Genomic DNA, 24,242 nt, shown 5'->3' on the forward strand with positions numbered 1-24,242 from the left:
CTGCTTATGCCTGCATGCCCGCGGCTTTGCGCGCGTTTTGCAAGAGCGTCGCACGGATCTGATGGAACATGTCGAGGTAATGCGCGCGGCGCGTTTCGATGGCCGCGGTCTTGAGGGCATCGAGCACGAGCAGATCGGCTGGATAGCCTCGCACGATCGAGACAGACATCGGCAGGCGCAGCGGATCGAAGTGGTGGACCCGCCAGCGCGGATCGGCGGCGAGCACGAGTGCGACGATGCGCTCGATGATGAACACTTTCGACGGCGCGGCGCCCGGGCCGTAGGCGATCGGTGCATTCAACAGTCGCGCGAGCTCGCTCGTGCCTGCTTCGGCGATGGCGAACAGGGGCTCGGTGACACCGAGCCACATGCGCCAGAACGCCGGCTTCGCGACGAAATAATTGCAGAAGATGCTGTGGCGCGAGTCCATCGGCAACGTGTGCGGATCGATTCCGGGCGCGACGACCTTCATGACAGCCTCGAAGATCGGCCAGATACCCGGGTGGTTCGTCGCGGCCTGCTCGAAGACGTTCAGATGAGCGGCACCCTGGTCGAAGAACGGTGAAAAGCCAATGACGTCGACGTCGGCGGGGGCGGCTTCGATGAATGCGCTGACAGTCGCGGAGTCGAGCGTCGTCTTCTGTCGGAACTTCGGCGAGAAAAAGCCGTAAAGCGTGCCTTCGTCGAGCGAATGCCCGAGCAGGTAGGTCCGCATGGGCCAATACTCGCGCCAGTCGGGGCGGTGCCCGCAGTTGTCGAGGGCAATGAAGCCCGGGTCGAGCTGCAGCCGCGTTTGCTCGGAATAGTAGATCTGTCGGATTTCGACAGACCGGGCGCCGCGTGCAGTAGACGGCGATTCGATCATGGCCTCGGTTCCGGTTCAGTGTTTGCCGCTAGCGAGCCGCGCAGCCTTCACGCTCGCGGGACCCAGACGATATTTTAAGCGGCACGTGGTTTCGCTCGATTGGTGGAAATGAGCGGAGATTCAGCTTCAGTTCGTCCCGATGAAACGGCCGAGCCAATAAAAAAAGCCGCGTTGCCGCGGCTTCGAGAGTGACGCACCGCGCCTGTTTCACGCGGTTGTTCTTCTTCGTTCGATATTGCCGCGCTGCAGGCGGCCAACGCGCATCAGCGCAACTGTTCGGTGGCGAGGTATTGACCCGCGGCCGCGACGCGCCGTTGCGCATCGTTGTACCGCGACGAGATCGCATTGCGGGCGGCGGCCGCCTTGTCCATGATGGCCGCGTTCATCGCCAGGATCTCGCGGATCATGGCGAGCCCCGTGTCGGACTGCTCGCGCCCCAGCGACATCAGAAGCGGCGAGCGTTCGTCGGCAAGGTCCGCGGCGCCGCAATAGTCACCGGCATCGAGCGCGGCGACGAGCGTGCGCGTCAACTCATAGGCGCGCGTCAAGGTTTCATTCGACATGCTGGCTCACTCCTGCTCGGATGGGACTGCATCAGGCCGACTTGTTCAGCGTGCCGGCACTGCCGTTGCCGCCGAACAGCTGATTGAGGTACGACGTGTTGTTCGCCATCTGCGTCATCAGCGTGTTGAGCGCGGTGAACTGTGCGTTGTACTGCGCGGCCAGCGTGTTTTGATAGTCGGTCAGCGCCGTTTGCTGATCGGTCAGGCTGGTCAGATCGGAAGTGATCGTCGCGGTGCGTTGATCGATCTGGCCGGTGGTCGACTCGGTGTACGCGTTGACGAACGAATTGAGCTGCTGCCCGATGCCGTTGGTTCCGTTAAAAAGCGCCTGAACCGAAGCGGGGCTCGAGGCGAGCGCAGACGACAGCGTGGCGCTGTTGACGACGATCGTCCCGTTGTCCTGTAGATCGAGGCCAATCTGCGCAAGGCTGTAGGTCGTACCGTTGGACGTGACACCGTTGCTGACGATCGAGGCCAGGCCGTTGACGACCGAATTGAGCATGGCGTCACCCAGCAGCGGCCCCGCCGTCGACGTGCTCGTGTTGAACGAAGACAGCGACTGTTCATTCGTGATCCACGAGTTATACGCCGCCGCGAAGTTCGTGATGGTCTGCTGGATCGTGTTGTTGTTCGTCGCCACACTGAGCGTCTGCGTGGTACCGACCGCGGTGGATGCGAGCTGCAGCGTGACGCCCGTGAGCGCACCCGTCACGGTATTGGTCGCGCTCGTGACGGTGCTGCCGCTGATGGTCAGCTTCGCGTCCTGCGCGGCCGTGACCTGCGTGAAGCTTGCCGTTTGGAGGCCGGCGTCCACGCCGGCGCCGCCGCTGATCGTTACCGTATTGGCCGCGCCCGTGGTCGTCGACGTGAGTACGAGATGCTGGCCGTCGGCCGCTGTGACGACCGAAGCGGTCACGCCCGGATTGGTGGAGGCGCTGTTGATCGCCGAAGCGAGACCGGACAGCGTATTGTTCGTCGAATCGAGCGTGACCGACATCGACTTCGCGCCCACGCCGACCGTCACCGTACCGGTGCCGAGCGTCGCATTGCTCGCATAGGCCGCCGACGAAATCTGATTGGCCTGTGCAAGCTGCTGCACGTTGATCGAATAGCTGCCCGCGACGGCGCCCGTCGTCGTGCTCGCTGTGACACCCGTGCCGCCCATCGTCGCGGTGAGGGCAGTGAATGCGGTGCCGTCGGACAGGCCGGCGAGCGCCGATTGCAGTGCGGAGAGCGAGGACTTCATCGTGCCCAGCGCCGACAGCGTCGTGTTGTCGGTGCTTTGCGCAGTGCTGATCGCAGCGGCTTGGCCCGCTGTCTTGGCGGTGACGAGCGCGGAGACGAGCGAGTTGACGTCGAGTGTCGATTTCGTCGCGCCGCTCAGAATGGACTGTGCGGCCTGCTGTAGCAGACTGTTGGTCGAAGAGGTCGTCGAAGATGCTGTCGTCATTCCAGGCTCCGTGCGGCGCTGCCGTGACAGTCCGCGTCGCTGTGCCGCTCGTGCGGTCGTTATTCCGGTCGATCAGCAATGCGCAACGGGAGGCATGCCTCCCGCGTACGCTTCGCTTGTACTGCGATGTTGCCGGCCAGGCTGCGGTGCGCAATATACCTTTCGCGTACCGCAGCCTGGCTGCATGACAGACGACGTGCCAGACGGCGCGCCGTCCGTCATGCGAGATGCGAGTCTTACTGGAGGAGCTTGAGCACTTGCTGCGGCAGCGAGTTCGCTTGTGCGAGCACCGAGATACCGGCTTGCTGCAGCACTTGCGCCTTCGACAGGTTGGCCGTTTCTTGCGCGAAGTCGGCGTCTTCGATTTGCGAACGGGCGGCCGACATGTTCGTCGACGTCGTTTGCGAGTTCGAGACTGCAGCCTGGAACGTGTTCTGCGTTGCACCGAGCGTTGCTTGGAAGTTGTTCACTTGCGCCAGAGCAGCGTCGATTGCCGTGATCGCGTTTTGCGCGCCCGAGGTCGACGAGATGTCGACAGCCGAAACGCCAAGACCCGTGGTGTTCCAGGTCGTCGTGCCGAAGTTCGCCGTGATCGTCTGGTTGGCGCTGGCGCCGACTTGGAAGTTCACGCTGCCCAGGCCGCCGAGCACGCTTTGGCCGTTGAACGTCGTTTGCGTTTCGACGCGGTTGATTTCAGTCAAACGCGTGGAGACTTCGGTTTGCAGGTTCGCTTGGGCGGCCGTGCCGAGCGAGCCGTCGCCCGATTCGACTGCGAGCTGGCGGATACGCTGCAGGTTGGCAACGGTCGACGAGATGGCGCCCGAAGCGGTTTGCACCATCGAGATACCGTTGTTCGCGTTCATCACGCCTTGGTTCAGCGCGTTGATCGTTGCGGTTTGCGTCGTGGCGATGGCGAGACCCGCGGCGTCATCGGCAGCGGTGTTGATCCGCTTGCCCGAGGACAGGCGGTTGATAGCCGTCGACAGCGCGCTTTGCGAACCCGACAGGTTCGATTGCGTCGAGAGCGACAGGATGTTGGTGTTGATGTTGAGCATTTCTTTCCTCGTGTGGAAAACGTCCAGGAACTAGGCCGTACGGGGTTCGGCGTCGCGCTTTCGCGAATGGCGCTGCCCGCCTGTCCTGGTTGTCGGCGAGGCGCGAGCGAAACTTTAGGGAGCGATTGGGAAATTCACCGACGAATGCGGCGCGGTTTGTCTCTGAGCCCCGTGCGGCGGGGCTCGGCGGCTCGTGCAACGTTTGCGCCGGCAGCCGGCGAAGGCGTGGTTTTACGACTCCGTGCCCCGGTTTTCGGGCGTGCTCAGCGCCGGTTGCGTGCGCCCGACGGAGCGAAACAGCGGGTGCGGCCGTCACAAAAACTAGGCAGCGGGGCGTTTACCTGTTATCATCGCCGGTCCAAATAACATCGCCGCTGGCCTCCAATGAGGGGCGAGCCGCGCGTGAGCCCCTGCCGCCACGCATTTGACCGTAACCTTGGAAGTGACATGACCACCATTGTTTTGAAGGAAAACGAGCCGTTCGAAGTAGCGATCCGACGCTTTCGTCGCGCGATCGAAAAGAATGGCCTGATCGCCGAGCTGCGCGAGCGTCAGTGCTACGAAAAGCCGACGGCGGTTCGCAAGCGCAAGAAGGCTGCCGCAGTGAAGCGCTTGCACAAGCGCCTGCGCAGCCAGATGTTGCCGAAGAAGCTCCACTGAGTACCGGATTAGATCTGGCCTCGCTGCCGCCAGGGCGTGCGGCGAGCTGGAGTGGGCAGGAGCTTGACGCGTAGGGCACGGCCGGACAGGTCGCGCCGAACGGCGGCGGTGCTTTCGAAGCACGCCGCCGTTTGCGTTTGGTGTTCAGGAGCCGCCTTCGCGGCGTTGCCGTGGACGCCGCGCCGCTTTCCTCAAGCGGCGTATTTTTCGAGCCGCGCGGTCGATAACCGGAATTGGCGGGCAATCGATCCGAGCCGTTCGCGCCATTCCCATGTGCCGAACGCATCGTGAACGTTTTGCAGGCAGCTCAGCAGATCGACGGTGCCGGGATCGAAGACGTTGACGCGTGAGCGCAGCAGCGCGCGTTTGAGTGCGGCAACGCCGGCATCCATATAGGCCGGCACCCGGTTCGGCGGAAAGCCGATATACCGCACCGGCACCCCCTCCATCGCCGTCAGGTAATCGCGCGGCGCGATCAGACTGCCGACTGGGCAACCGCCGCGATAGCCGCGGTAAGCGCCGCCGCCACGCGGTAACAATGCGGCATGGCCTTGATCGAAAAGATGATCGACAGCGCGATCGAAAAGGTCCTGGTGCGTCAGGAAATGCAGGTTTTTCATCGTTCGAGGGCCCGCTTCGTTCAGGCGGCGCGTGGGTGTGTTCAATACGGATAACGGCCGCATCGACGCGAACTGGAGCCAATTCGGGGTAGTCCCTGCGGGCGTGCGAACCGCGTCATGCCCGCCGTGCCTTCGCGCGCTTGGGCTTGGCGAGCGCCGCACATCGCTCGCGCCACGCGCAATTCGATTGATGATCGTTGACCATGCCGACCGCCTGCATGAACGCGTAGCAGATGGTCGAGCCGACGAATTTGCATCCGTAGCCCTTCAGGGCGCGGCTCAGTGCATCGGACGCGGGAGTCGAGGCCGGCGCATGTTCCTTGTAGGTGGCCCAGTCGTTCTGTACGGGCTCCCCGTTCACGAACGCCCAGACGAAGTTCGCGAGCGAGCCGTGCTCTTCGCGGATCTTCAGCACGGCTTGCGCATTGACCACGGCGGCTTCGATCTTGGCGCGATTGCGCACGATGCCGGTGTCCGTCAGCAACGCTTCGATCTTTTGAGGCGTGAAGCGCGCGACGGCTTCGGCATCGAAATCGGCAAACGCGCGACGATATCCGTCGCGCTTGTTGAGAATCGTCGACCAGGAGAGTCCGGCTTGCGCGCCCTCCAGCACGAGCATTTCGAAGAGGTGGCGGTCGTCGCGCGACGGCACGCCCCATTCGGTGTCGTGATAGTGCTCGTCTGCCGGCGTTTTGACCCAGTTGCAGCGCTGATCCATTGATTTATTGCCCTCGAAAATGACGCACGACGCACACGCTTTCGTTCGCGTACGAAGCATAGCGGAACGACGACAATCGTGAACGGCTCCCCGAGCGTTGAGCACTCGGCCATCCAGCCAATTGGCGTGGCGCCCGGTTGCGGATACCCTCTCGAACGAATCGTTACGCGCGACTGAGCTAAAGGCAAATATGACGGATCGATCGAAAACAGTACGGTATTGCGTCGGCATCGATGGCGGCGGTACCGGCACGCGTGTCGTGGTGGCCGATGCGCAGGGCGTCGAGCTCGCGCAGGGCACGGGCGCGGCGTCGGGTCTCGGGCTGGGTATCGAGCCGGCCTGGCAGGCCATCGAGGCTGCCGTGGCGCAAGCCTTCGCTAGTGTCGCGCTCACGCTCGACTGGCGCGAGTGCGCGCTCGGGTGCGGGCTTGCCGGGGCCAATAACCCCGAATGGCTCGCTGCGTTCGTGGCGAAGGCGCCCGGGTTGGCGGCGCTGGCGGTGCAAAGCGATGCGTACACGACACTGCTGGGCGCGCACGGCGGCTCGCCGGGCGTCATCGTGGCGCTGGGCACGGGCAGCATCGCGGCTGCTCTCGACGAGAACGGCCATTGCCGGACCGCGGGGGGCTACGGTTTTCCGTCGGGCGATGAAGCGAGCGGTGCCTGGCTCGGCCTGCGCGCGATCGCCCATGCTCAGCAGGCGCTCGACGGCCGCGTCGTGCCCGATGCGTTTTCGGAGGAATTGCTCGTTCGAACGGGAGCAACCGACCGGGCGAGCCTCGTCATCTGGTGTTGCGGGGCCACTCAACCCGCTTATGCGGCGCTCGCGCCCACGGTCCTCGCGCATCGATCGCATCCCATTGCCGCGAGATTGCTGCGGCAGGCCGGCGCGGACATCGCCCAGCTCATCGACGCACTCGATGCCGGCGGGCGTTTGCCCGTCGCGCTCTGCGGCGGCCTCGGCGCTTCGCTGGCCGACTATGTACCGGTAGCGCATCGCGCGAGACTCGCGCCGCCGGCCGCCGATTCCGCGCATGGCGCGGTGCAGCTTGCGCAGCGCGCCGCACGGCAGGCCGAGCAGCGCTAGAATGACGGCCGTTGGCTCTGCCTGCCGCTCTCATCCCATCATGTACCAAGTCATCGCCACCGATCTCGACGGCACCTTGCTCAATAGCGAGCATCAGCTCGATCCGTTTACGATCGCCACGGTGCGTCGGTTGTCCGAAAGCGGCGTGCATTTCGTGATTGCCACGGGCCGGCATTATTGCGACGTTGCGGGCATTCGCGAAGTGCTCGGCATCAAACCTTTTCTAGTGACGTCGAACGGTGCACGCGTGCATGCACCGGACGATACTGTCATTCATGCCCGGAATCTCCCCGGCGATATCGTGCGCAGGCTCGTGCGGCCCGATATCGTGGGTAAGCACGGCCGCGTCATCGTCAATCTGTTCGCCGACGAGGCATGGCTCATCGACCGCGATGCCCCGCATTTGCTCGCTTTACATCAGGATTCCGGCTTCCGATATGAAATCATCGATGTCCGCGAACATGACGGCAGCGAAATCGCCAAAGTGCTCTACATTGGCGAGCCCAGCGATCTCGCGGAAGTGGCGGCCAACCTCGAGCGCGAATTCGGTGCATCGCTATATGTGACGTATTCCCTGCCGGATTGCCTCGAAGTCATGGCGCCTTCCGTTTCGAAAGGCCGCGGGCTGCTGCATGCGCTCGAGCGTCTCGGCGCACAAGCGTCAGCGTGCGTCGCATTCGGCGACAATATGAATGACATCGATTTGCTGGAGACGGCCGGTTACCCGTTCATGATGAATAATGCAAACCCCGATCTCATGGCCCGCCTTCCTCACGTCCCGCGTATCGGCAACAACTTCGAAGCGGGCGTCGCACGCCATTTGTGCAAACTTTTTCCGATTGGTGGGGAATTGACAGTTTGACGTGCGCTATGCGCGACTATTTGATCGCCAATGTGGCTTTACCGACGGTGTAACCGGATTTAAGAATTATCATACGATTACCTGGTATACCCAGGTGAATGGAGCATTGCCAGCTCAGTGACTTCCGTCTAACCTCGGAACAAATGAATTTTTAAGGGAGACCACGATGTCCCAATACGCGGAACTGAAGGCGCAGATTGCGAAGCTGCAGGCACAGGCGGACGAGGCGAGGCGTGCTGAACTCGCCACTGTAATCGCGGACATTCGGCAAAAGATTGCGGAGTTCGGGTTATCGGCGACCGACCTCGGCTTCCCGCAAGGTGCGCGCCGCGGCCGTCCGCCGAAGAAGACTCCCTTGCCGCCGAAGTACCGCGACCCGAAGTCCGGCGCCACCTGGAGCGGGCGTGGCAAACCGCCGAAATGGATCGCCGGCAAAAATCGCAACCGCTTCGTTCTCGATCAATAAACGATTCGAAACGCTGCCGTTATGGCGGACGCAATACAACGCCATTCGGCGTTTATGCGGTGTGCGTCCGATTCCGGCGACATGCGTTGAATGCGTTGCTGCAGACGATAAAAATACCCGGTGCGTCGAAGTCCCACCGGGTTGCCGCAATGGTCGTTCAGAACTTCCATTACAGGTTCTTACAAGAGCGCATCGATGGCAGGCCCCGGGGCATTCGAATTCGCTGTGAAGCTGCGCGCATTCGCCCGACGCCTGCCTTACCATCGTCCGCCGTTTATCCTGCCACCACGCTGCGCAGTATTGGGCGACGCGCGCGCTGCTCGATCAATGCGGTATAGCGCTCGACATATTCGCGCGCCATGGCCTGAGCGGTGAACCGTCTTTCGAATTGAGCACGGATTTCCTCGCGCGACAGTTCGTCGAGCCGCTGCAGCGCCGCGACTGCGCCTTGAACGTCTTCGACGATATAGCCCGTGACTGCATGGTCGATGACTTCGGGAACCGAGCCGCGATTGAATGCGATCACGGGCGTGCCGCACGCCATCGCTTCGATCATTACGAGGCCGAACGGCTCGCACCAATCGATCGGGAACAAAAGCGCCTTCGCGCGCGACAGGAACTCCGGCTTGCGCGTTTCATCGATTTCGCCGATGAATTCCACATTCGCGTGGCTCAGCAGCGGTTCGATCTCGCTCTTGAAATAGTCCTGGTCTGCCTTGTCGACTTTTGCCGCGATCTTCAGCGGCAGCCCGCTCATGGCCGCGATCCGGATAGCCGTATCGACGCGCTTTTCAGGGCAGATCCGCCCGAGGAACGCCAGATACTCCGGTTCGCAATGGGGCTGAGGCGTCAACAGCTTTTCGGGCAGGCCATGATAGACGTTGCCGAGCCACCGCGCCTGCGGCAGCGGAATGCGCTGCGACTCCGAGATCGAAATGACGGGTGAATCGGTGAACGTATTGAAGACCGGTTGCAGCTCGGGCAGATCGAGTCGCCCGTGCAACGTCGTGACCGACGGTGTTTCGGCATCCGCGAAGAGCGAGAACGGCAGATAGTCGAGGTGAAAGTGCAGCACGTCGAAATCGGCCGCCACGCGGCGCACCTGCTCGAGCAGCAACACATGCGGCGCGAACGGATCGCGGATCGACGGGTCGAGCCGCAGCGCCCGTGGCCAAGCCGCTTCGAGCGTGGCGGACGTGACCGAGTCCCCGCTTGCGAACAACGTCACATCATGGCCGAGTTCGACGAGGGCTTCCGTCAGATACGACACGACGCGCTCGGTACCACCATAGAACTTCGGCGGGACGGCCTCGTAAAGCGGCGCGATTTGGGCGATACGCATGCGTCAACCTCCTTCGTCAAAAAGTCGGCGCGACAGTGTTGCCGCGCCGCATGAGTGCCTTGGTAGCCATTATCGGGAGACGCCGCGCCCCTTATTAGCGTATTTTCAAACCTTTAAGCCTTGTTACAGCCCGAAACAGCAAGAGGCTCCGTCAAAATGCGGATTCGGTAAATATTCGGTAAAGTCAGCGCATTCCGTTTCTGCTACCGGCATTTGTTGCGGCTCGATAGCTATTCTTCCTATAATCCCCGCGCCATCGGCCGTAAAAGCATCCGCCCATTTCCGCCGCGGTTTTCGGCCACGCATCCTTCCCCCGACCTTCGCACGAAGCCCCAAGAACGCAGTCGATGCGCTCTGTAGGAAGAATTCCGACACGCTTAATAGACATTTCCGACGGCACTAGCCGGGCTTCTTCCGATTTCCACTGCTTTTACATTTCGACACAATTCGGCCAAAGACCAGAACGACCTGTTTACGCCGGGCGGATTGTGCGTCGCCGGGCAAACGTTTCCGCACGAAAGACCATTTGAACGACTCGGGGGAAATGATGAGCGCCACCAGCGAAATGCTCAGCGAGATCAAGGAGATCAACCTGTCGTATCTGTTGCTTGCCCAACGTCTGCTGCGCGAGGACCGGGCGATGGGGATGTTCCGCATGGGCCTCACGGGCCAGCTTGCCGATGTGCTCGCGAACCTTTCATTTGCTCAGACCATCAAGCTCGCGGCGTCGAACCAACTGCTCTGCCGCTTTCGCTTCGACGACCACGCACTGCTCTCGTCGCTGGCGGACAAGGGCCGCGCAGGGGCGCTCGGCCATACCCATGCGGCGATCCTGATGGCGGGCCAGCCGGCCGAGACGATCGGCTAGCCGTTATGGCAATCAAGAGCGTCGTGCTCGAAGTGTAGGAAATCATGCTGGCCGTCGAGCTGATCGAACTGGGCGCGCCCTCGCCCCTGAAACACCCCTGAAGCGCCCCTGAAACGCCTGTTCGCGCCCTGCCACCGGCGCAAACGGGGCGGCAACCCTCCCTCTCCGGGTTTGCACGGCACGTAACCGTTTGCTCTCGTCCTCAAAGTTTCGGTTTGCCTGCCGTAAACCTGACTAACGGCGGTCTGTCCGCTGACCACTATGAGGACCCGGCAGTGCTGATTTTCGTTGGAACACTCGTGACCGTGCTGTCCGTTTTCGGCGGCTACGCGTTGGCGGGCGGCCATCTGGGCGCGCTCGTGCAGCCTGTCGAGATCCTGATGATCGCCGGCGCGGGCTTGGGCGCGTTCATCCTGGGCAACGGATTGAAGACGATCAAGGCGACTTTCCGGCTTTTGCCGACGCTCTTCAAAGGCTCGAAGTATACGAAAGAGGTCTACATGGAGCTGATGGCCCTGCTTTACGTTTTGCTTGCAAAGGCGCGTAAGGAAGGGACGCTGACGCTCGAGGCCGACATCGACGATCCCGAAAAAAGCCCGATCTTTACCCAATACCCGAGGATTCTCGCCGACAAGCACATCGTCGAGTTCCTGACGGACTATCTGCGGCTCATGGTCGGCGGCAACATGAACGCGTTCGAGATCGAAAGTCTCATGGACGAGGAGATCGAGACGCACCACGCCGAAGGCGAAGGTCCCGCGCACGCGCTCATGCGTGTGGGCGATGCAATGCCGGCTTTCGGCATCGTCGCGGCCGTGATGGGCGTCGTTCATACGATGGCCTCGGCCGACCAGCCGCCCGCGGTGCTCGGCGCGATGATCGCGAAGGCCCTCGTGGGCACGTTCCTCGGCATTTTGCTTTCGTACGGATTGATCGGTCCGCTTTCCAGCCTCGCCGAACAGCGTGTGGCTGAGTCCACCAAGATGTTCCAGTGCATCAAGGTCACGATTCTCGCGAGCCTGAACGGCTACGCGCCGGCGATTGCCGTCGAATTCGGCCGCAAGGTGTTGTTCTCGACCGAGCGTCCGTCGTTCACGGAGCTCGAGGAACACGTGCGCCGCGTGAAGGCGAAGTGAACGGGCCGGATGAAGCGAGGATGAATGCGCAATGAGCAAGCCTAAGGACAAGGCAATCGTCGTCAAGCGCGTGGCGCCCGCAAAGAAGGGGCACCACGGCGGCGCGTGGAAGCTCGCCTATGCGGACTTCATGACCGCGATGATGGCTTTCTTCCTGCTGATGTGGCTGCTGAGCGCTGTGACGCCCGTCCAGTTGAAGGGCATTGCCGAGTATTTCAGCCAGCCGCTGAAGGCGGCGCTGTTCGGGGGCGATCGCAGCGCCGACGCTTCGAGCATCCTCAAGGGCGGCGGACGCGACATTTCGACGGATATGGCCGGCGTCACGCGGCAGACCGACGGCGCGAGCCAGAAGGGGGCGCATACGTCCAGGGCCGCGGAGGACGCGCTCGATGCACTGTCCGGCGCGCTCGAGCGACGCGAGCAGGCCCGCTTGCACGACCTGCAGGTCAAGCTGATGGCGGCCATCGAGGCGAATCCGGTGCTGCGTCAGTTCCGCCAGCAGATCCGTATCGATTCGACGCTGCAGGGCTTGCGCATCGAGATCGTCGATACCCAAAAGCGGCCGATGTTCGCAACGGCGAGCGATGACGTCGAGCCGTACATGCGCGACATCCTGCGCGCGATCGGCAAGACGCTGAACGACGTGCCGAATCGGATCGTCGTGCAGGGACATACCGACGCCGTGCCGTACGCCGGCAACGGCACGGGCTATAGCAATTGGGAGTTGTCGGCGGACCGCGCGAACGCATCGCGCCGCGAGCTGATCGCGGGCGGCATGGACGAGGGCAAGGTGTTGCGCGTGCTCGGCCTTGCTTCGACGCAAAACCTCGACAAGGCGGATCCATTGAATCCGGAGAATCGCCGCATCAGCATCATCGTGCTCAACCGGAAATCGGAGGAGGCGATGACGCGCGACGATTCCACGTCGACGACGTTGTCGAACGACGCCGCGGGCGCGAACCCGCTCGCGGACAAAATTGCGCCGGGGCCGGCCATTGCGCCGGCGGCCGGCTCGGGCAGCAAGCAATGAAAGCGGCAGGCGCACGATTCGCCGATGCGGTTCGGCGCGGTGACGAAGGGCAATGAGGCATTCATGATCAAGGACATTCTGGCGATCGACGATTCGGCCGCGATGCGCGAGATTCTCGCCGCGACGCTGCGAGCGGCGGGCTATCGGGTCACGGTCGCATCCGATGGCGACGAAGGCCTCGCGAGCGCGCTCGCGCAGCCGTTCGATCTCGTCTTGACGGACCAGTACATGCCCAAGCGCAGCGGTCTCGATGTCATCGCGGCGCTGCGTCTGGAACGAAGCTACGAGGCGACGCCGATCTTCGTGTTGACGACGGAGGATGGCGATGCGTTCAAGGATGCGGCGCGCGCGGCGGGGGCGACGGGTTGGATTGCCAAGCCGCTCGATCTCGACACGCTGACCGACCTGATCGCGGCGCTGCACGCGTGACGCGAGCGGCGGATAGGGCACGAACGGATACACGCGTAGCTCGCGGATAAGAAGGCACAGATTCTTTGCGGTGACTCAGCATGACACTCGACATCACACAGTTTTATCAGACGTTCTTCGACGAGGCCGATGAGCTGCTCGCACAGATGGAGCAGCTGCTGTTGAACCTCGACGTCGGCACGCCGGATCCCGAGGACCTGGCGGCCATCTTCCGCGCGGCCCATTCGATCAAAGGCGGCGCGGCGACGTTCGGGTTCACCGCGCTCACCGAAACGACACACATTCTCGAATCGCTGCTCGATCGCGCACGCAACAACGAATTGACGTTGCGCAAGGACATGATCGATACGTTCCTCGAGACGAAGGACGTGCTCGCCGATCAGCTTGCGGCCTACCGCGCCAGCGAGGAGCCCGACGCGGCGGCAGCGGCAACGATCTGCGCGAAGCTCGAGCGCTTGAAAGGCGGCGATGAGGCAGCACCGGCGGCAGCCCCGGTCGTCGAGGCGAGCGCCGACGTGAACGCGAATGCGGGCGGTGCGCCCGAGCATGTCGTCTCGCAAGCCGTCGAAGCGACGCATGGCGGCGCGGCCGGTACGCCGGACGCCGCAACCGATGCAGGACCTCACCTGAAAATTACGCTACGGGGGGTGGGGGAGAAGGACCAGGGGCTGCTGACCGAAGAGTTGGGTAACCTGGGTAACATCGTCGGGCGGGTGAAGACGGACAACGATCTCGTTGTCTATCTTCAAACGGATGTCCCGTCCGACGACATCACGGCCGTGTGCTGCTTCGTCATCGACGAAAGCCAGATCACGATCGCGCGTGGGACGGCGCCGGACGAGGGTACGCAAGCCAGTACTCCCGCGCCGGCGGACGTCGCAGTGCAGGTTCCGCGGGCGAGCGCGCCCGCGGTGTCTGCGCCCGCCGTACAGGCGCACTCCGCGAGCGAGCCGAAAGCGGAACCGAAGAACGAATCGCCGGCTCCGGCCGCGAATGTGCCGGAACCGGCCGCCGCATCGAATGCCGCGGAAGAAAAGAAAGCGCGTCCGGCCGCCGCGGCCGCGGCGGGCGAGGGCAGCTCCATCCGCGTCGGCGTGGAGAAGGTCGATCAGCTGATCAACCTGGTCGGCGAGCTCGTCATCACGCAGGCGATGCTGGCGGAGACGACGAGTACGTTCGATCCGGCGTTGCACGACCGGCTCTTCAACGGCATGGCGCAGCTCGAGCGCAACGCGCGCGATCTGCAAGAGGCCGTGATGTCGATTCGCATGATGCCGATGGACTACGTGTTCTCGCGCTTCCCGCGTCTCGTGCGCGACCTGGCGGCGAAGCTGGGCAAGGAAGTCGAGCTCGTCACGTTCGGGCAAGCCACCGAGCTCGACAAGAGCCTCATCGAACGCATCATCGATCCGCTGACGCACCTCGTGCGCAACAGCCTCGATCACGGCATCGAAACCGTCGAAGCGCGACGCGCGGCGGGCAAGGACGGCATGGGCCAACTGATTCTCTCGGCGGCGCATCACGGCGGCAACATCGTCATCGAGGTGAGCGACGACGGCGCGGGACTGCGCCGCGACAAGATTCTGGCCAAAGCGATGAAGCAGGGCATGCAGGTCAGCGAATCGATGACCGACGAAGAGGTCTGGAACCTGATCTTCATGCCGGGCTTCTCGACGGCGGAGCAGGTGACCGACGTATCGGGCCGCGGCGTCGGCATGGACGTCGTCAAACGCAACATTCAGGCGATGGGCGGCCATGTCGAGATCACCTCGCATGCGGGCAAGGGCACGACCACGCGCATCGTCCTGCCGCTGACGCTGGCGATTCTGGACGGGATGTCGGTGAAGGTCGGCAGCGAAATCTTCATCCTGCCGCTGAATTTCGTCATGGAGTCGCTGCAACCGAGAGCCGAGGACATCTACACCGTCGCCAACGGCGAGCGTGTCGTGCGCGTGCGCGGCGAATATTTGCCGCTCGTCGCGCTGCACGAAGTGTTCTCGGTGGAAGGCGCGCGCACCGAACCGACGCAGGGCATCGTCACGATCATGCAGACGGAAGGCCGCCGCTTTGCGATGTTGATCGACGAGCTCGTCGGGCAGCAGCAGGTGGTCGTGAAGAATCTCGAGACCAATTACCGCAAAGTGCGCGGGATCTCGGCGGCGACGATTCTCGGCGACGGCAGCGTCGCACTGATCGTCGACGTGGCAGCACTGAACCGTGAGTCCCGTGCCCTGCACGGTGCTCTGAACTTTTCGTAATACCCAACCGTTTGGGGGCTAACGTGGCAGAAGTCCAAACCACTAATTCGAACACTGCGCTCGTCGCAGGTGGGCGCCGCGATGCGCAGCAAGCCGATGCGGCCGGCCAGGAGTTCCTGGTCTTCACGCTCGGCGCGGAAGAGTACGGCATCGACATCCTCAAGGTGCAGGAAATCCGCGGCTACGACAGCGTGACGCGCATCGCGAATGCGCCCGAGTTCATCAAGGGCGTGGTCAATCTGCGCGGCATCATCGTGCCGATCGTCGACATGCGCATCAAGTTTCACCTCGGACGCGTGGAGTACGACCACCAGACCGTCGTGATCATCCTGAACGTCGCGCATCGCGTCGTCGGCATGGTCGTGGACGGCGTGTCAGACGTGTTGACGCTCACCCCCGATCAGATCATGCCCGCGCCCGAGTTCGGCGCGACGCTGACGGCCGAGTATCTGACGGGCCTCGGCACCGTCGACGGCCGGATGCTGATCTTGATGGACATCGAGAAGTTGATGGTCAGCAAGGAAATGGCGCTGATCGAGTCTTTCTCGGGGCAGTAATTCGGACGAGCGGTGCGGTGCGGACGCCGGCGCGCGATGCCGGCGCGCCGCCCCGCGTGCGGTCCAGAACGGAGATTTGAAAGATGCTGCAGAACTGGTCGATTCGCACCACGCTCACGGCCATGGGGGCCGTGTTCGTCGCGCTGACACTCGCGGTCGGTGCGCTGGGGCTCACGGCGCTATCGAGCGCCGGCCGGGTCGTGGATACGCTCGCGGGCGACGATTTGCCGGCGATTCACGCGCTCGACGACGCGGGCTCGTACCTGCTGCGCACGCGCATTTCGCTCGACCGCTATCGCGCGCTGACCGAGTCGAACAATCTCGACGAGGCGAAGAAGGTACTCGATCGTTCGCAAGTGCTGCTCAACAAGGCGAACGAAGCCTGGCAGGCCTTCCAGAGCGAGCCGAAGCAAGGCGTCGATGCCGCACTCGTCACCGAGATCACCGCGCGCTACGCGACGCTGTTGCATGACGGCGTCGAGCCCGAATTCGCGGCCGTTCGTGCGGGCGACATGGCCGGCTACCACGCGCTCGCCGATACGAAGATCAGCCCGATGTTCGTCGCGTTCGGCGATGCGGCCGATCACATGCTGAAGGCGTTGCGGGATCGCGCCGAAGAGCAGCGCGTGCAGTCGGCGTCGAATATTTCGATGATGAACGTGCTGATCGTCGGGGCGCTCGTGCTCTCCGTCGTGCTGATGGTGGCGATCCGCTTCGTGCTGCGTGGTCTGATCGTTCAGCCGCTCGACGATGCGATTTCGCACTTCGGCCGCATTGCCGACGGCGACCTCACGCGCATGATCCAAGCGAAAGGGAAAAACGAAATCGGCCGGCTCTTCGATGGCGTGCGGCAGATGCAGGGCAGCATGGTGACGATGGTCAAGGCGATTCACGGCGGCACGGAATCGATCGATGTCGGTGCGCGCGAAATTGCGATGGGCAATACCGATCTGTCGCAGCGCACCGAAGAGCAGGCGTCGTCGCTGCAGCAGACGGCGTCCAGCATGGAGCAGTTGACGGGCACGGTGCGCCAGAACACCGAGAACGCGCGCCAGGCGAGCCAGCTCGCGGTCAATGCGTCGGATATCGCGATGCGCGGCGGCGAAGTCGTGAGCGAGGTCGTGACGACGATGCAGGACATCGCGACGAGCTCGAGCAAGGTCGTCGACATCATCGGCGTCATCGAAGGCATCGCATTCCAGACCAACATCCTCGCGCTGAACGCGGCCGTGGAAGCGGCCCGTGCCGGCGAGCAGGGACGCGGCTTCGCCGTGGTGGCGGGCGAAGTGCGCAGCCTCGCGCAGCGCAGCGCGGCGGCAGCCAAGGAAATCAAGGCGCTGATTGGCGATTCGGCCGACAAGGTGGCTAGCGGCTCCGCGCTCGTGGGACGTGCCGGCACGACGATGGACGAGATCGTGCAGGCCGTGCGGCGCGTGACCGACATCATGGGTGAAATCAGTGCCGCGTCGGAAGAGCAATCGACCGGTATCGAAGGCGTCAACCGCGCGCTGGCTCAAATGGACGACGTGACGCAGCAAAACGCGGCGCTCGTCGAAGAGGCTGCGGCCGCGGCCGCATCGCTCGAAGAGCAGACGCGGCAACTGAAGACGGTGGTTGGCCGTTGGCAGGTGCAGGGCTCTCATGTGTCGGCTGCCGCGGCGAAGCCGGCCGCCGTTGCGGCGAGCAAACCGGCCAGCGCGCCGGCGGCCCGCTCGATGGATCGATCGAGCGCGAAGCCGCTCGCCAAGACCCCGGCAGCGTCGGCTCCGAAGGCCGTTCGCGCTGCCGCGCCGGTGGCACATGAAGCTGGCGCGCCGAGCCGGATCGCCGCGACGGGCGAGAAGCGCGCCGCCGCACCGGCCGTTGCCACGGCGCCGAAGGCAAGCGTTGCGCCGAAGGCAAGCGTTGCACAGAAGGCAAGCGCGGCGCCGGCCGTCAGACCCGCGCCGCCCGCCAAGCCGGCGCCGGCCGTGACGGCTGCGTCGGGCAAGTCGGACGACGACTGGGAAACGTTCTAACACCGCCGCGCGGCAACGCGCGACGGGTAGTGCAGGTAACCGAGCAACATCATGACAGCGCGCGCACCCCAACGGCCCGAGCGGGCCGAGCCAGCCGGCACAGGTCCGGCCGAGCGTACCGCGTTCGCCGATCGCGATTTCGAATTCACGTCGGCGGATTTCGCACGCATTCGCGAGCTGATCCACCGGCGCGCGGGCATTTCGTTGTCCGATCACAAGCGCGACATGGCGTACAGCCGGCTCGCGCGGCGCTTGCGAGCCCGCAACCTCGAGACCTTTCGTCAATATCTCGAGTTGCTCGAGTCGGAAAACGATCCGGCCGAGTGGGAGGCGTTCACGAATGCGCTGACGACGAATCTGACGGCATTTTTTCGTGAATCGCATCACTTCCCGATCCTGGCCGAGTTCGTGAAGCGCCGCCAGCAACCGGTATCGATCTGGTGTTCTGCCGCTTCGACGGGCGAGGAGCCGTACTCGATCGCCATGACGCTCATCGAGGCGCTGGGCGATGCGGCCGCGCGCCAGGCGACGATTCTCGCCACCGATCTCGATACGCAAGTCCTCGCGAAGGGCGAGGCCGGCATCTATTCGCTCGAGCAGGTCAAGCCGCTCTCGCAGGAGCGCCTGAAGCGCTTTTTTCTGAAGGGTACCGGGCCGCATGCGGGGCTCGTCAAGGTGCGCCCGGAGCTGCGCGCGATGATCCGCTTTCAGCAGCTCAATCTCACGGATGCGGACTACGGCTTGCGTACGCAGTTCGACGCGATCTTTTGCCGCAACGTGATGATCTACTTCGACAAGCCGACGCAATCGCAGGTGCTTTCGCGTTTCGATCCGCTCACGAAGCCGGGCGGATTGCTGTTCGCGGGGCACTCGGAGAACTTCACCTACGTGACGCAGTCGTTCCGGCTGCGCGGCCAGACGGTCTATGAGCTCACGCGCGACGTGGCGCCCGGCACGCGTCCCCGCGCGCCTGCTCGCACCACCGCGCGCACAGGCGAGGAGGCTGAAGCATGAGCGGACTGCCCATCGCAACCAATCTGTATTTCGACAACCACTTCGAGCGGCGCGGTGTGAAGCTGCTGCCGAACGAGTTCTATACGACCGGCGAAGACATGGTGCTCGTCACCGTGCTCGGCTCGTGCGTGGCTGCCTGCATTCACGACCGCACGCTCGGCATCGGCGGCATGAACCACTTCATGTTGCCCGACGATGGCGACAATCCGGCCGCCGCGGCGTCCGACTCCATGCGCTACGGCGCGTTCGCGATGGAAGTCCTCATCAACGAACTGATCAAGATGGGCGGACGGCGCGAGCGCTTCGAGGCCAAGGTATTCGGCGGCGCGGCGGTGCTGGCCGGGATGACGACGATCAACATCGGGGACCGCAACGCCGAGTTCGTGCGCCGCTATCTGGCGCTCGAGAACATCCGGATCGTCGCCGAGGACCTGCAGGGTCAGCATCCGCGCAAGGTCGCGTTCATGCCGGCCACGGGCCAGGCGATGGTCAAGAAATTGCGCCTGCAGCAAGAGCCGAATGTCGCCGAGCGCGAGCAGGCGCTGGCCAGGCAGGTCGCGGAAGCGCGCGCGGCGCGTCATGCGCGCGCGCGAACGAAGGAACACGCCGAGCTGTTCACATCGCCCGCGGCGGCGGGCGCAGCCAAGCCTCGCATCGAGCTGTTCGGTGCGCGACCCGCGCCGTCGCGCGTCGAGGCTTTTGGTGCCGGCATCAGCATGAACGACAGCGCCAAGACCGTGAAGGAGGCATGACCGCTGTGCAGAAAATCAAAGTATTGTGTGTCGACGATTCGGCGCTGATCCGCAGTCTGATGACCGAGATCATCAACAGCCAGCCCGACATGTCGGTCTGTGCAACGGCGCCGGATCCGCTCGTCGCGCGCGAACTCATCAAGCAGCACAATCCGGATGTGCTGACGCTCGATGTGGAAATGCCTCGCATGGATGGGCTCGATTTCCTCGAAAAGCTCATGCGGCTGCGGCCGATGCCGGTCGTCATGGTCTCGTCGCTGACGGAGCGCGGCTCGGAGATCACGCTGCGCGCGCTCGAACTCGGGGCCGTGGATTTCGTCACGAAGCCGAAGGTCGGCATTCGCGACGGCATGCTTGAATATGCTGAGAAACTCGCCGACAAAATCCGCGCGGCCGCGCGCGCCCGTGTGCGTGCCACGCAGGCGCAGCCCGCGCATGCCGCCGCTGCAGCGCCCGCGGCGAGCCATGCGCCGATGCTCGACAACCCGCTCATCAGTAGCGAGAAACTGATCATCGTCGGCGCCTCCACGGGCGGCACCGAGGCGATTCGCGAACTGCTCGTGCCGCTGCCGCCCGACTCGCCGGCCGTGATGATCGCGCAGCATATGCCGCCCGGTTTTACAAAATCGTTCGCGCAACGCCTAAATGGTTTGTGCCGAATTACCGTTAAAGAGGCTGAGCACGGCGAGCGTGTGCTTCCGGGCCATGCCTATATCGCGCCCGGGCACGCACATTTGTTGCTGGCGCGCAGCGGGGCCAACTACATCGCCCACCTGTCGGACGATCCACCCGTCAATCGGCATCGGCCGTCGGTCGATGTGCTGTTCCGCTCGGCGGCCCAGCACGCGGGCAAGAACGCCGTGGGCGTGATCTTGACCGGCATGGGGCGTGACGGTGCGGCGGGTTTGTTAGACATGAGAAATGCGGGCGCATACACTCTCGCGCAGGATGAGGCGAGCTGTATCGTCTTCGGAATGCCGCGCGAGGCGATCGCGCTGGGTGGGGCCGACGAAGTCGCGCCGTTGTCGGAGATGAGCCGGCGCGTGATGACGCGCCTGGGCGATCGTGTGGGACGCGTATAGCCGGGGCCGAGAGCAGCGTCTTCGCCGCGAAATTGGGATAAAGGGATCGAGATGGATAAAAGCATGAAAATTCTGGTGGTGGACGACTTTCCGACGATGCGCCGGATCGTCCGCAACCTGTTGAAAGAGCTCGGCTATGCGAATGTCGATGAAGCCGAAGACGGTGCCGCCGGGCTCTCGCGTCTGCGCGGCGGCGGCTACGACTTCGTGATTTCCGACTGGAACATGCCGAACCTCGACGGCCTGGCCATGCTCCAGGAAATCCGCAAGGATCCCGCGCTTTCGCACCTGCCGGTGCTGATGGTGACGGCGGAGTCGAAAAAGGAAAACATCATCGCGGCGGCGCAAGCCGGCGCGAGCGGCTACGTGGTGAAGCCGTTTACCGCTGCAACGCTCGACGAAAAGCTCACGAAGATCCTCGAGAAGATGCAAAAGACGGGGTGATCGAGTGGACCAGTCGACCGATATGGGCGCTGCCGCGAGCGCGGGTGCCGAAGCCGGCACCGAAATCAACGCGGACCGCATCCTGGCGAGGATCGGACAACTCACGCGCACGTTGCGCGATTCGATGCGCGAGCTTGGTCTCGACAAGCACGTCGAGCACGCGGCCGAGGCGGTGCCGGACGCGCGCGACCGGCTTAAGTATGTCGCGGCGATGACGGAGCAGGCGGCCGAGCGGGTGCTGACGGCGATCGACATCGCGAAGCCGATGCAGGAACAGCTGCAGGCCGATGCGGCGACGCTCGATGCACGCTGGGCGCAGTGGTTCGCAGCTCCGATCGAGCGTGACGAGGTGCGTGCGCTGATGACCGATACGCGTACGTTCCTCTCGCGTGTGCCGGACTCGACGAGCGCGACCAACGCGCAATTGCTCGAGATCATGATGGCGCAGGATTTCCAGGATCTGACGGGTCAGGTGATCAAGAAGATCATGGATGTCGTCTATCTGATCGAGCAGCAACTGCTGGGCGTGCTGGTCGAGAACATTGCGCCCGAGCGGCGCGAGCAGTTCGCGCAAACGGCGGCGGCGCTGGCTGCCGAGCCCGGCTCCACGGGCAGCCCCGAGCATCTGCTCAACGGCCCGCAGATCAATCCGGAGGGCAAGACCGACGTCGTGCAGGATCAATCCGACGTCGACGATCTGCTCGCCAGTCTGGGTTTCTGACGCAACTCCTTTGTTTCAGGTTACGAGGTGTGGCCCCGCGTTGTGCGGCGCCGCTCTCGGCATGTGTGTAGCGGGGTAGCGCTGGCTCACCCCCCGCGCGCTCGGCGCGACCGTTTGTGCGCCGATGGTTGTTCAAAAGGTGATGCCGGCATCAAGCGCCGAAGTGCGCAATAAGAAATCAACCAAAAGAGGGTTTTTCCGATGTTGAATCGAACCATGCGCGCCGCGGTTTGCGCGGCGCTGACGTGCGGGGTATGGGGCGTGGCCGCGCCCGCTTTGGCCGCCCTCGGCGGCACGCCCACGCCGCCGCCGGCGGGGGCTGTCTCGAGTTCGCTGGCTCCTGTCGTCCATGCCGCGTCGGGCGCGGTCGTCACCGCGCCATACACGGTGACACAGACGACGTTCACCGCCGGCACGATCGTGCGCGAGTACGTCTCGACGGCCGGAACGGTGTTCGGCATCGCCTGGAATGGGCCGATCATGCCGAATCTGCCGGTTCTTCTTGGTACCTACTTCCCCCAGTTCGATAGTGCGCGTGTCGCGTTGCGCGCGGCGCATCCGGGCCGCGGTCCGATTGCCGTGGACTTGCCTGACCTCGTCGTGCATTCGGGTGGCCATATGGGCGGCTTCTCCGGGCAGGCTTATCTGCCGCAGTCGCTGCCGGCCGGCGTAAGCGCCGCCGACATCCAATAACGAACGAGAGCGAGGAGAACCATGTTGCGTATTCAGAGCAAATTGGCCCGAGCGCTCGGCGCGTTCGGTTTGGCGGCAGCCGTTGCGCTCGTCGCGGGTTGCGGCGGTGGCGGCGGATCGAGCGGCACGACGACGAGCACGACCGGTAGCACGAGTAGCACGAGCAGTACCGGCAGCACGAGCAGCACGGGCAGTTCCAGCACGACCACGTTGGCCGCCGGCGCTCCGGTGTCGACCACGCCTTCGACGCTTGCGAGCAACCAGGTCGCTGTCGTCGTGGCGTCAAACGCGGTGAGCCGTGCCGCAAACATCCCGATGGTCAGCGTGAAGGTTTGCGTTCCGGGTACGAGCACCTGTCAGACGATCGACGACATTCAAATCGATACCGGATCGTGGGGCTTGCGGCTCACGAAGGATGCGCTGAACAGCACGATGCAGAGTGCGCTGACGGCCGAGACGGTGAGCGGCCAAACCGTGGCCAACTGCGCGGGCTTCGCCGACGGCAACACGTGGGGAACGGTGCGTACGGCGGACCTGACGATCGGTGGTGAAACCGCTTCGAGCGTGCCCATCCACGTACTCGGCGATCTGCCGCAGTCGGCGGCCGGCGGCGCGAGCAACAGCTGTGCGAGCGGCACGCTCAACGATACGTCTTCCGCAATTGCCTCGCACGGCATACTCGGCATCGGGACTGCAAAGTTCGACTGCGGTTCCGGCTGCGCGAGCACGACCCCGAACGGCGTCTATTACGGATGTACGACGGTTGGCAGCACGACGACCTGTACCGACTTGGCGGTGCCGGAGGCGCAGCAGGTGACCAATCCTGTGCGGCTCTTTGCCACCGACAACAACGGCGTGATCCTCAACATGCCGGCTGTAACGGCAGCGGGGTCGACGAGTGCTTCGGGTTTCCTGACCTTCGGCATCGGCACGCAGGCGAACAATGTGCTGCCGGGTTCGGGTATCAAGCAGATGACGACAGACCATTACGGCAACATGCAAAGCGCATCGTTGAGCGGTACGAGCACGAGCGCTGCGTTTTTCGATACCGGATCGAACGGCTTGTTCTACGCCGATTCGCTGACTCGGTGCTTACCGAGTTTCGGTTTCTATTGCCCTGCCTCGACAGTGTCGCGTACGCCTTCCGTGACCGGCTTCAACGGTACGACGACCTCCGTCGCGCTGAGCATTGGCAACGCGCAGGACTTGTTCAACGACGGTGGTTATGCCTACGACAACATCGGTGGCGCCCTGTCGGGGGGGGCTTTCGATTTCGGTATGCCGTTCTTCTACGGCCGTACCGTCTACGTCAATTACGACCCGGCCGCCGACGGCAGCATCGGTGTTTCGTCACCGGCTTTCATCGCGTTCTGATCGGGCGCATCTGACCTGAATCCTGTTGTCTCCCGAAGGGCGGCCCGCGCAAGCGGTGCCGCCCTTCGGCGCTTTCCGGTCGAATTTTTCCCAAAATCGGGTCTGGCGCGAATATTGCACATTGCAAGATGACAGTAGCCAGTCGTCCTGGTGTGCGTTAGATTTTTGAAAGGCGTTG

General features: G+C 63.6%; 26 protein-coding genes. 18 read left to right on the plus strand and 8 right to left on the minus strand.

Features of this window, described 5'->3' with window-relative positions; all coding sequences use genetic code 11:
* Nucleotides 1-4 precede the first annotated feature (4 nt).
* The 4 genes from ACR9ZC_RS07425 to ACR9ZC_RS07440 all read right to left on the minus strand — a co-directional run bounded on the left by ACR9ZC_RS07425 (nucleotide 5) and on the right by ACR9ZC_RS07440 (nucleotide 3,933).
* Entirely contained in the window at nucleotides 5-865 is an 861-nt protein-coding gene (locus ACR9ZC_RS07425; RefSeq protein ID WP_481579832.1) for a hypothetical protein, read from the minus strand.
* 263 nt (nucleotides 866-1,128) lie between these two features.
* Nucleotides 1,129-1,428 (minus strand): flagellar protein FliT, encoded by a 300-nt coding sequence (fliT, locus tag ACR9ZC_RS07430; RefSeq protein ID WP_331570928.1) that lies wholly within the window; start codon nucleotides 1,426-1,428, stop codon nucleotides 1,129-1,131.
* Nucleotides 1,429-1,459: 31 nt separating this feature from the next.
* Nucleotides 1,460-2,878: a flagellar filament capping protein FliD gene (gene fliD / locus ACR9ZC_RS07435; RefSeq protein ID WP_481579833.1), complete on the minus strand. Its 1,419-nt coding sequence runs from the start codon at nucleotides 2,876-2,878 to the stop codon at nucleotides 1,460-1,462.
* Nucleotides 2,879-3,114: 236 nt separating this feature from the next.
* Complete coding sequence (locus tag ACR9ZC_RS07440; protein ID WP_331570924.1) at nucleotides 3,115-3,933, minus strand: flagellin domain-containing protein; 819 nt, start codon at nucleotides 3,931-3,933, stop codon at nucleotides 3,115-3,117.
* A gap of 447 nt (nucleotides 3,934-4,380) precedes the next feature.
* Here ACR9ZC_RS07440 and rpsU point away from each other — a divergent pair, with 447 nt between their 5' ends.
* Entirely contained in the window at nucleotides 4,381-4,593 is a 213-nt protein-coding gene (gene rpsU, locus ACR9ZC_RS07445) for a 30S ribosomal protein S21 (RefSeq protein ID WP_173256018.1), read from the plus strand.
* 191 nt (nucleotides 4,594-4,784) lie between these two features.
* On the opposite strand, the gene ACR9ZC_RS07450 is transcribed toward rpsU, so the two are convergent.
* Together ACR9ZC_RS07450 and ACR9ZC_RS07455 are read right to left on the minus strand one after the other, a co-directional pair.
* Entirely contained in the window at nucleotides 4,785-5,213 is a 429-nt protein-coding gene (locus ACR9ZC_RS07450) for a hypothetical protein (RefSeq protein WP_331570923.1), read from the minus strand.
* Nucleotides 5,214-5,328: 115 nt separating this feature from the next.
* Nucleotides 5,329-5,931 carry a DNA-3-methyladenine glycosylase I gene (locus ACR9ZC_RS07455; RefSeq protein ID WP_481579834.1) on the minus strand — a complete coding sequence of 201 codons (603 nt, stop codon included), beginning with the start codon at nucleotides 5,929-5,931 and terminating at the stop codon, nucleotides 5,329-5,331.
* Nucleotides 5,932-6,121: 190 nt separating this feature from the next.
* On the opposite strand from ACR9ZC_RS07455, the gene ACR9ZC_RS07460 reads away from it, so the two are divergent.
* From ACR9ZC_RS07460 to ACR9ZC_RS07470, 3 genes are all read left to right on the plus strand, one after another.
* The gene (locus ACR9ZC_RS07460; RefSeq protein WP_481579835.1) at nucleotides 6,122-7,018 is read left to right on the plus strand and encodes a glucosamine kinase nucleotide-binding domain-containing protein; all 897 of its coding nucleotides are present in this window, start codon (nucleotides 6,122-6,124) and stop codon (nucleotides 7,016-7,018) included.
* Between the two features lie 40 nt (nucleotides 7,019-7,058).
* Nucleotides 7,059-7,880 carry a Cof-type HAD-IIB family hydrolase gene (locus tag ACR9ZC_RS07465; protein WP_481579836.1) on the plus strand — a complete coding sequence of 274 codons (822 nt, stop codon included), beginning with the start codon at nucleotides 7,059-7,061 and terminating at the stop codon, nucleotides 7,878-7,880.
* A gap of 166 nt (nucleotides 7,881-8,046) precedes the next feature.
* Entirely contained in the window at nucleotides 8,047-8,346 is a 300-nt protein-coding gene (locus tag ACR9ZC_RS07470; protein WP_481579837.1) for an H-NS histone family protein, read from the plus strand.
* A gap of 274 nt (nucleotides 8,347-8,620) precedes the next feature.
* On the opposite strand, the gene ACR9ZC_RS07475 is transcribed toward ACR9ZC_RS07470, so the two are convergent.
* Nucleotides 8,621-9,688 (minus strand): glycosyltransferase family 4 protein, encoded by a 1,068-nt coding sequence (locus ACR9ZC_RS07475; protein WP_481579838.1) that lies wholly within the window; start codon nucleotides 9,686-9,688, stop codon nucleotides 8,621-8,623.
* A 547-nt stretch (nucleotides 9,689-10,235) separates the two neighbouring features.
* On the opposite strand from ACR9ZC_RS07475, the gene flhD reads away from it, so the two are divergent.
* The 13 genes from flhD (at nucleotide 10,236) to ACR9ZC_RS07540 (ending at nucleotide 22,690) form a co-directional block, all read left to right on the plus strand.
* The gene (gene flhD / locus ACR9ZC_RS07480) at nucleotides 10,236-10,556 is read left to right on the plus strand and encodes a flagellar transcriptional regulator FlhD (protein ID WP_481582613.1); all 321 of its coding nucleotides are present in this window, start codon (nucleotides 10,236-10,238) and stop codon (nucleotides 10,554-10,556) included.
* A gap of 275 nt (nucleotides 10,557-10,831) precedes the next feature.
* Nucleotides 10,832-11,692, plus strand: a complete 861-nt coding sequence (gene motA / locus ACR9ZC_RS07485) for a flagellar motor stator protein MotA (protein WP_173256020.1) — start codon at nucleotides 10,832-10,834, stop codon at nucleotides 11,690-11,692.
* Between the two features lie 31 nt (nucleotides 11,693-11,723).
* Complete coding sequence (motB, locus tag ACR9ZC_RS07490; RefSeq protein WP_331570913.1) at nucleotides 11,724-12,722, plus strand: flagellar motor protein MotB; 999 nt, start codon at nucleotides 11,724-11,726, stop codon at nucleotides 12,720-12,722.
* A 63-nt stretch (nucleotides 12,723-12,785) separates the two neighbouring features.
* Nucleotides 12,786-13,151, plus strand: a complete 366-nt coding sequence (locus tag ACR9ZC_RS07495) for a response regulator (protein WP_481579839.1) — start codon at nucleotides 12,786-12,788, stop codon at nucleotides 13,149-13,151.
* An 80-nt stretch (nucleotides 13,152-13,231) separates the two neighbouring features.
* Entirely contained in the window at nucleotides 13,232-15,409 is a 2,178-nt protein-coding gene (cheA, locus tag ACR9ZC_RS07500) for a chemotaxis protein CheA (RefSeq protein ID WP_481579840.1), read from the plus strand.
* A gap of 23 nt (nucleotides 15,410-15,432) precedes the next feature.
* A complete protein-coding gene (locus tag ACR9ZC_RS07505; RefSeq protein WP_481579841.1) occupies nucleotides 15,433-15,966 on the plus strand; it encodes a chemotaxis protein CheW in 534 nt (177 codons plus the stop codon).
* Nucleotides 15,967-16,049: 83 nt separating this feature from the next.
* Nucleotides 16,050-17,984 carry a methyl-accepting chemotaxis protein gene (locus tag ACR9ZC_RS07510; protein WP_481579842.1) on the plus strand — a complete coding sequence of 645 codons (1,935 nt, stop codon included), beginning with the start codon at nucleotides 16,050-16,052 and terminating at the stop codon, nucleotides 17,982-17,984.
* Between the two features lie 48 nt (nucleotides 17,985-18,032).
* Nucleotides 18,033-18,998, plus strand: a complete 966-nt coding sequence (locus ACR9ZC_RS07515; protein ID WP_481582614.1) for a CheR family methyltransferase — start codon at nucleotides 18,033-18,035, stop codon at nucleotides 18,996-18,998.
* Nucleotides 18,995-19,750: a chemoreceptor glutamine deamidase CheD gene (cheD, locus tag ACR9ZC_RS07520; protein ID WP_481579843.1), complete on the plus strand. Its 756-nt coding sequence runs from the start codon at nucleotides 18,995-18,997 to the stop codon at nucleotides 19,748-19,750. The genes ACR9ZC_RS07515 and cheD overlap by 4 nt, the downstream gene beginning before the upstream one ends.
* Complete coding sequence (locus ACR9ZC_RS07525) at nucleotides 19,747-20,832, plus strand: protein-glutamate methylesterase/protein-glutamine glutaminase (RefSeq protein WP_481579844.1); 1,086 nt, start codon at nucleotides 19,747-19,749, stop codon at nucleotides 20,830-20,832. Before cheD ends, ACR9ZC_RS07525 begins: the two co-directional genes overlap by 4 nt.
* A 51-nt stretch (nucleotides 20,833-20,883) precedes the next feature.
* Nucleotides 20,884-21,276, plus strand: coding sequence for a chemotaxis response regulator CheY (gene cheY, locus ACR9ZC_RS07530; RefSeq protein WP_173255935.1), 393 nt, complete (start codon nucleotides 20,884-20,886; stop codon nucleotides 21,274-21,276).
* 22 nt (nucleotides 21,277-21,298) lie between these two features.
* Nucleotides 21,299-21,997, plus strand: a complete 699-nt coding sequence (gene cheZ, locus ACR9ZC_RS07535; RefSeq protein WP_331570960.1) for a protein phosphatase CheZ — start codon at nucleotides 21,299-21,301, stop codon at nucleotides 21,995-21,997.
* A gap of 201 nt (nucleotides 21,998-22,198) precedes the next feature.
* A complete protein-coding gene (locus ACR9ZC_RS07540) occupies nucleotides 22,199-22,690 on the plus strand; it encodes a DUF2844 domain-containing protein (protein ID WP_481579845.1) in 492 nt (163 codons plus the stop codon).
* Between the two features lie 32 nt (nucleotides 22,691-22,722).
* On the opposite strand, the gene ACR9ZC_RS07545 is transcribed toward ACR9ZC_RS07540, so the two are convergent.
* Complete coding sequence (locus ACR9ZC_RS07545; protein WP_481582783.1) at nucleotides 22,723-23,043, minus strand: hypothetical protein; 321 nt, start codon at nucleotides 23,041-23,043, stop codon at nucleotides 22,723-22,725.
* On the opposite strand from ACR9ZC_RS07545, the gene ACR9ZC_RS07550 reads away from it, so the two are divergent.
* Entirely contained in the window at nucleotides 22,982-24,064 is a 1,083-nt protein-coding gene (locus ACR9ZC_RS07550; protein ID WP_481582615.1) for a DUF3443 family protein, read from the plus strand. The genes ACR9ZC_RS07545 and ACR9ZC_RS07550 overlap by 62 nt on opposite strands.
* Nucleotides 24,065-24,242: the final 178 nt, after the last annotated feature.

The sequence above is a fragment of the Trinickia sp. HAY1-2D genome (assembly GCF_056754935.1).

Bases quoted from the DNA above. Each gene is read 5' to 3' on its own strand.
- ACR9ZC_RS07450 (WP_331570923.1), bottom strand. From the start codon at position 5,213: ATGAAAAACCTGCATTTCCTGACGCACCAGGACCTTTTCGATCGCGCT.
- ACR9ZC_RS07510 (WP_481579842.1), top strand. From the start codon at position 16,050: ATGCTGCAGAACTGGTCGATTCGCACCACGCTCACGGCCATGGGGGCC.
- ACR9ZC_RS07425 (WP_481579832.1), bottom strand. From the start codon at position 865: ATGATCGAATCGCCGTCTACTGCACGCGGCGCCCGGTCTGTCGAAATC.
- ACR9ZC_RS07540 (WP_481579845.1), top strand. From the start codon at position 22,199: ATGTTGAATCGAACCATGCGCGCCGCGGTTTGCGCGGCGCTGACGTGC.
- ACR9ZC_RS07470 (WP_481579837.1), top strand. From the start codon at position 8,047: ATGTCCCAATACGCGGAACTGAAGGCGCAGATTGCGAAGCTGCAGGCA.
- ACR9ZC_RS07495 (WP_481579839.1), top strand. From the start codon at position 12,786: ATGATCAAGGACATTCTGGCGATCGACGATTCGGCCGCGATGCGCGAG.
- rpsU (WP_173256018.1), top strand. From the start codon at position 4,381: ATGACCACCATTGTTTTGAAGGAAAACGAGCCGTTCGAAGTAGCGATC.
- ACR9ZC_RS07455 (WP_481579834.1), bottom strand. From the start codon at position 5,931: ATGGATCAGCGCTGCAACTGGGTCAAAACGCCGGCAGACGAGCACTAT.
- ACR9ZC_RS07475 (WP_481579838.1), bottom strand. From the start codon at position 9,688: ATGCGTATCGCCCAAATCGCGCCGCTTTACGAGGCCGTCCCGCCGAAG.
- cheZ (WP_331570960.1), top strand. From the start codon at position 21,299: ATGGGCGCTGCCGCGAGCGCGGGTGCCGAAGCCGGCACCGAAATCAAC.
- ACR9ZC_RS07465 (WP_481579836.1), top strand. From the start codon at position 7,059: ATGTACCAAGTCATCGCCACCGATCTCGACGGCACCTTGCTCAATAGC.
- fliD (WP_481579833.1), bottom strand. From the start codon at position 2,878: ATGACGACAGCATCTTCGACGACCTCTTCGACCAACAGTCTGCTACAG.
- ACR9ZC_RS07460 (WP_481579835.1), top strand. From the start codon at position 6,122: ATGACGGATCGATCGAAAACAGTACGGTATTGCGTCGGCATCGATGGC.
- flhD (WP_481582613.1), top strand. From the start codon at position 10,236: ATGAGCGCCACCAGCGAAATGCTCAGCGAGATCAAGGAGATCAACCTG.
- ACR9ZC_RS07525 (WP_481579844.1), top strand. From the start codon at position 19,747: ATGACCGCTGTGCAGAAAATCAAAGTATTGTGTGTCGACGATTCGGCG.
- motB (WP_331570913.1), top strand. From the start codon at position 11,724: ATGAGCAAGCCTAAGGACAAGGCAATCGTCGTCAAGCGCGTGGCGCCC.
- fliT (WP_331570928.1), bottom strand. From the start codon at position 1,428: ATGTCGAATGAAACCTTGACGCGCGCCTATGAGTTGACGCGCACGCTC.
- cheA (WP_481579840.1), top strand. From the start codon at position 13,232: ATGACACTCGACATCACACAGTTTTATCAGACGTTCTTCGACGAGGCC.
- cheY (WP_173255935.1), top strand. From the start codon at position 20,884: ATGGATAAAAGCATGAAAATTCTGGTGGTGGACGACTTTCCGACGATG.
- cheD (WP_481579843.1), top strand. From the start codon at position 18,995: ATGAGCGGACTGCCCATCGCAACCAATCTGTATTTCGACAACCACTTC.
- ACR9ZC_RS07440 (WP_331570924.1), bottom strand. From the start codon at position 3,933: ATGCTCAACATCAACACCAACATCCTGTCGCTCTCGACGCAATCGAAC.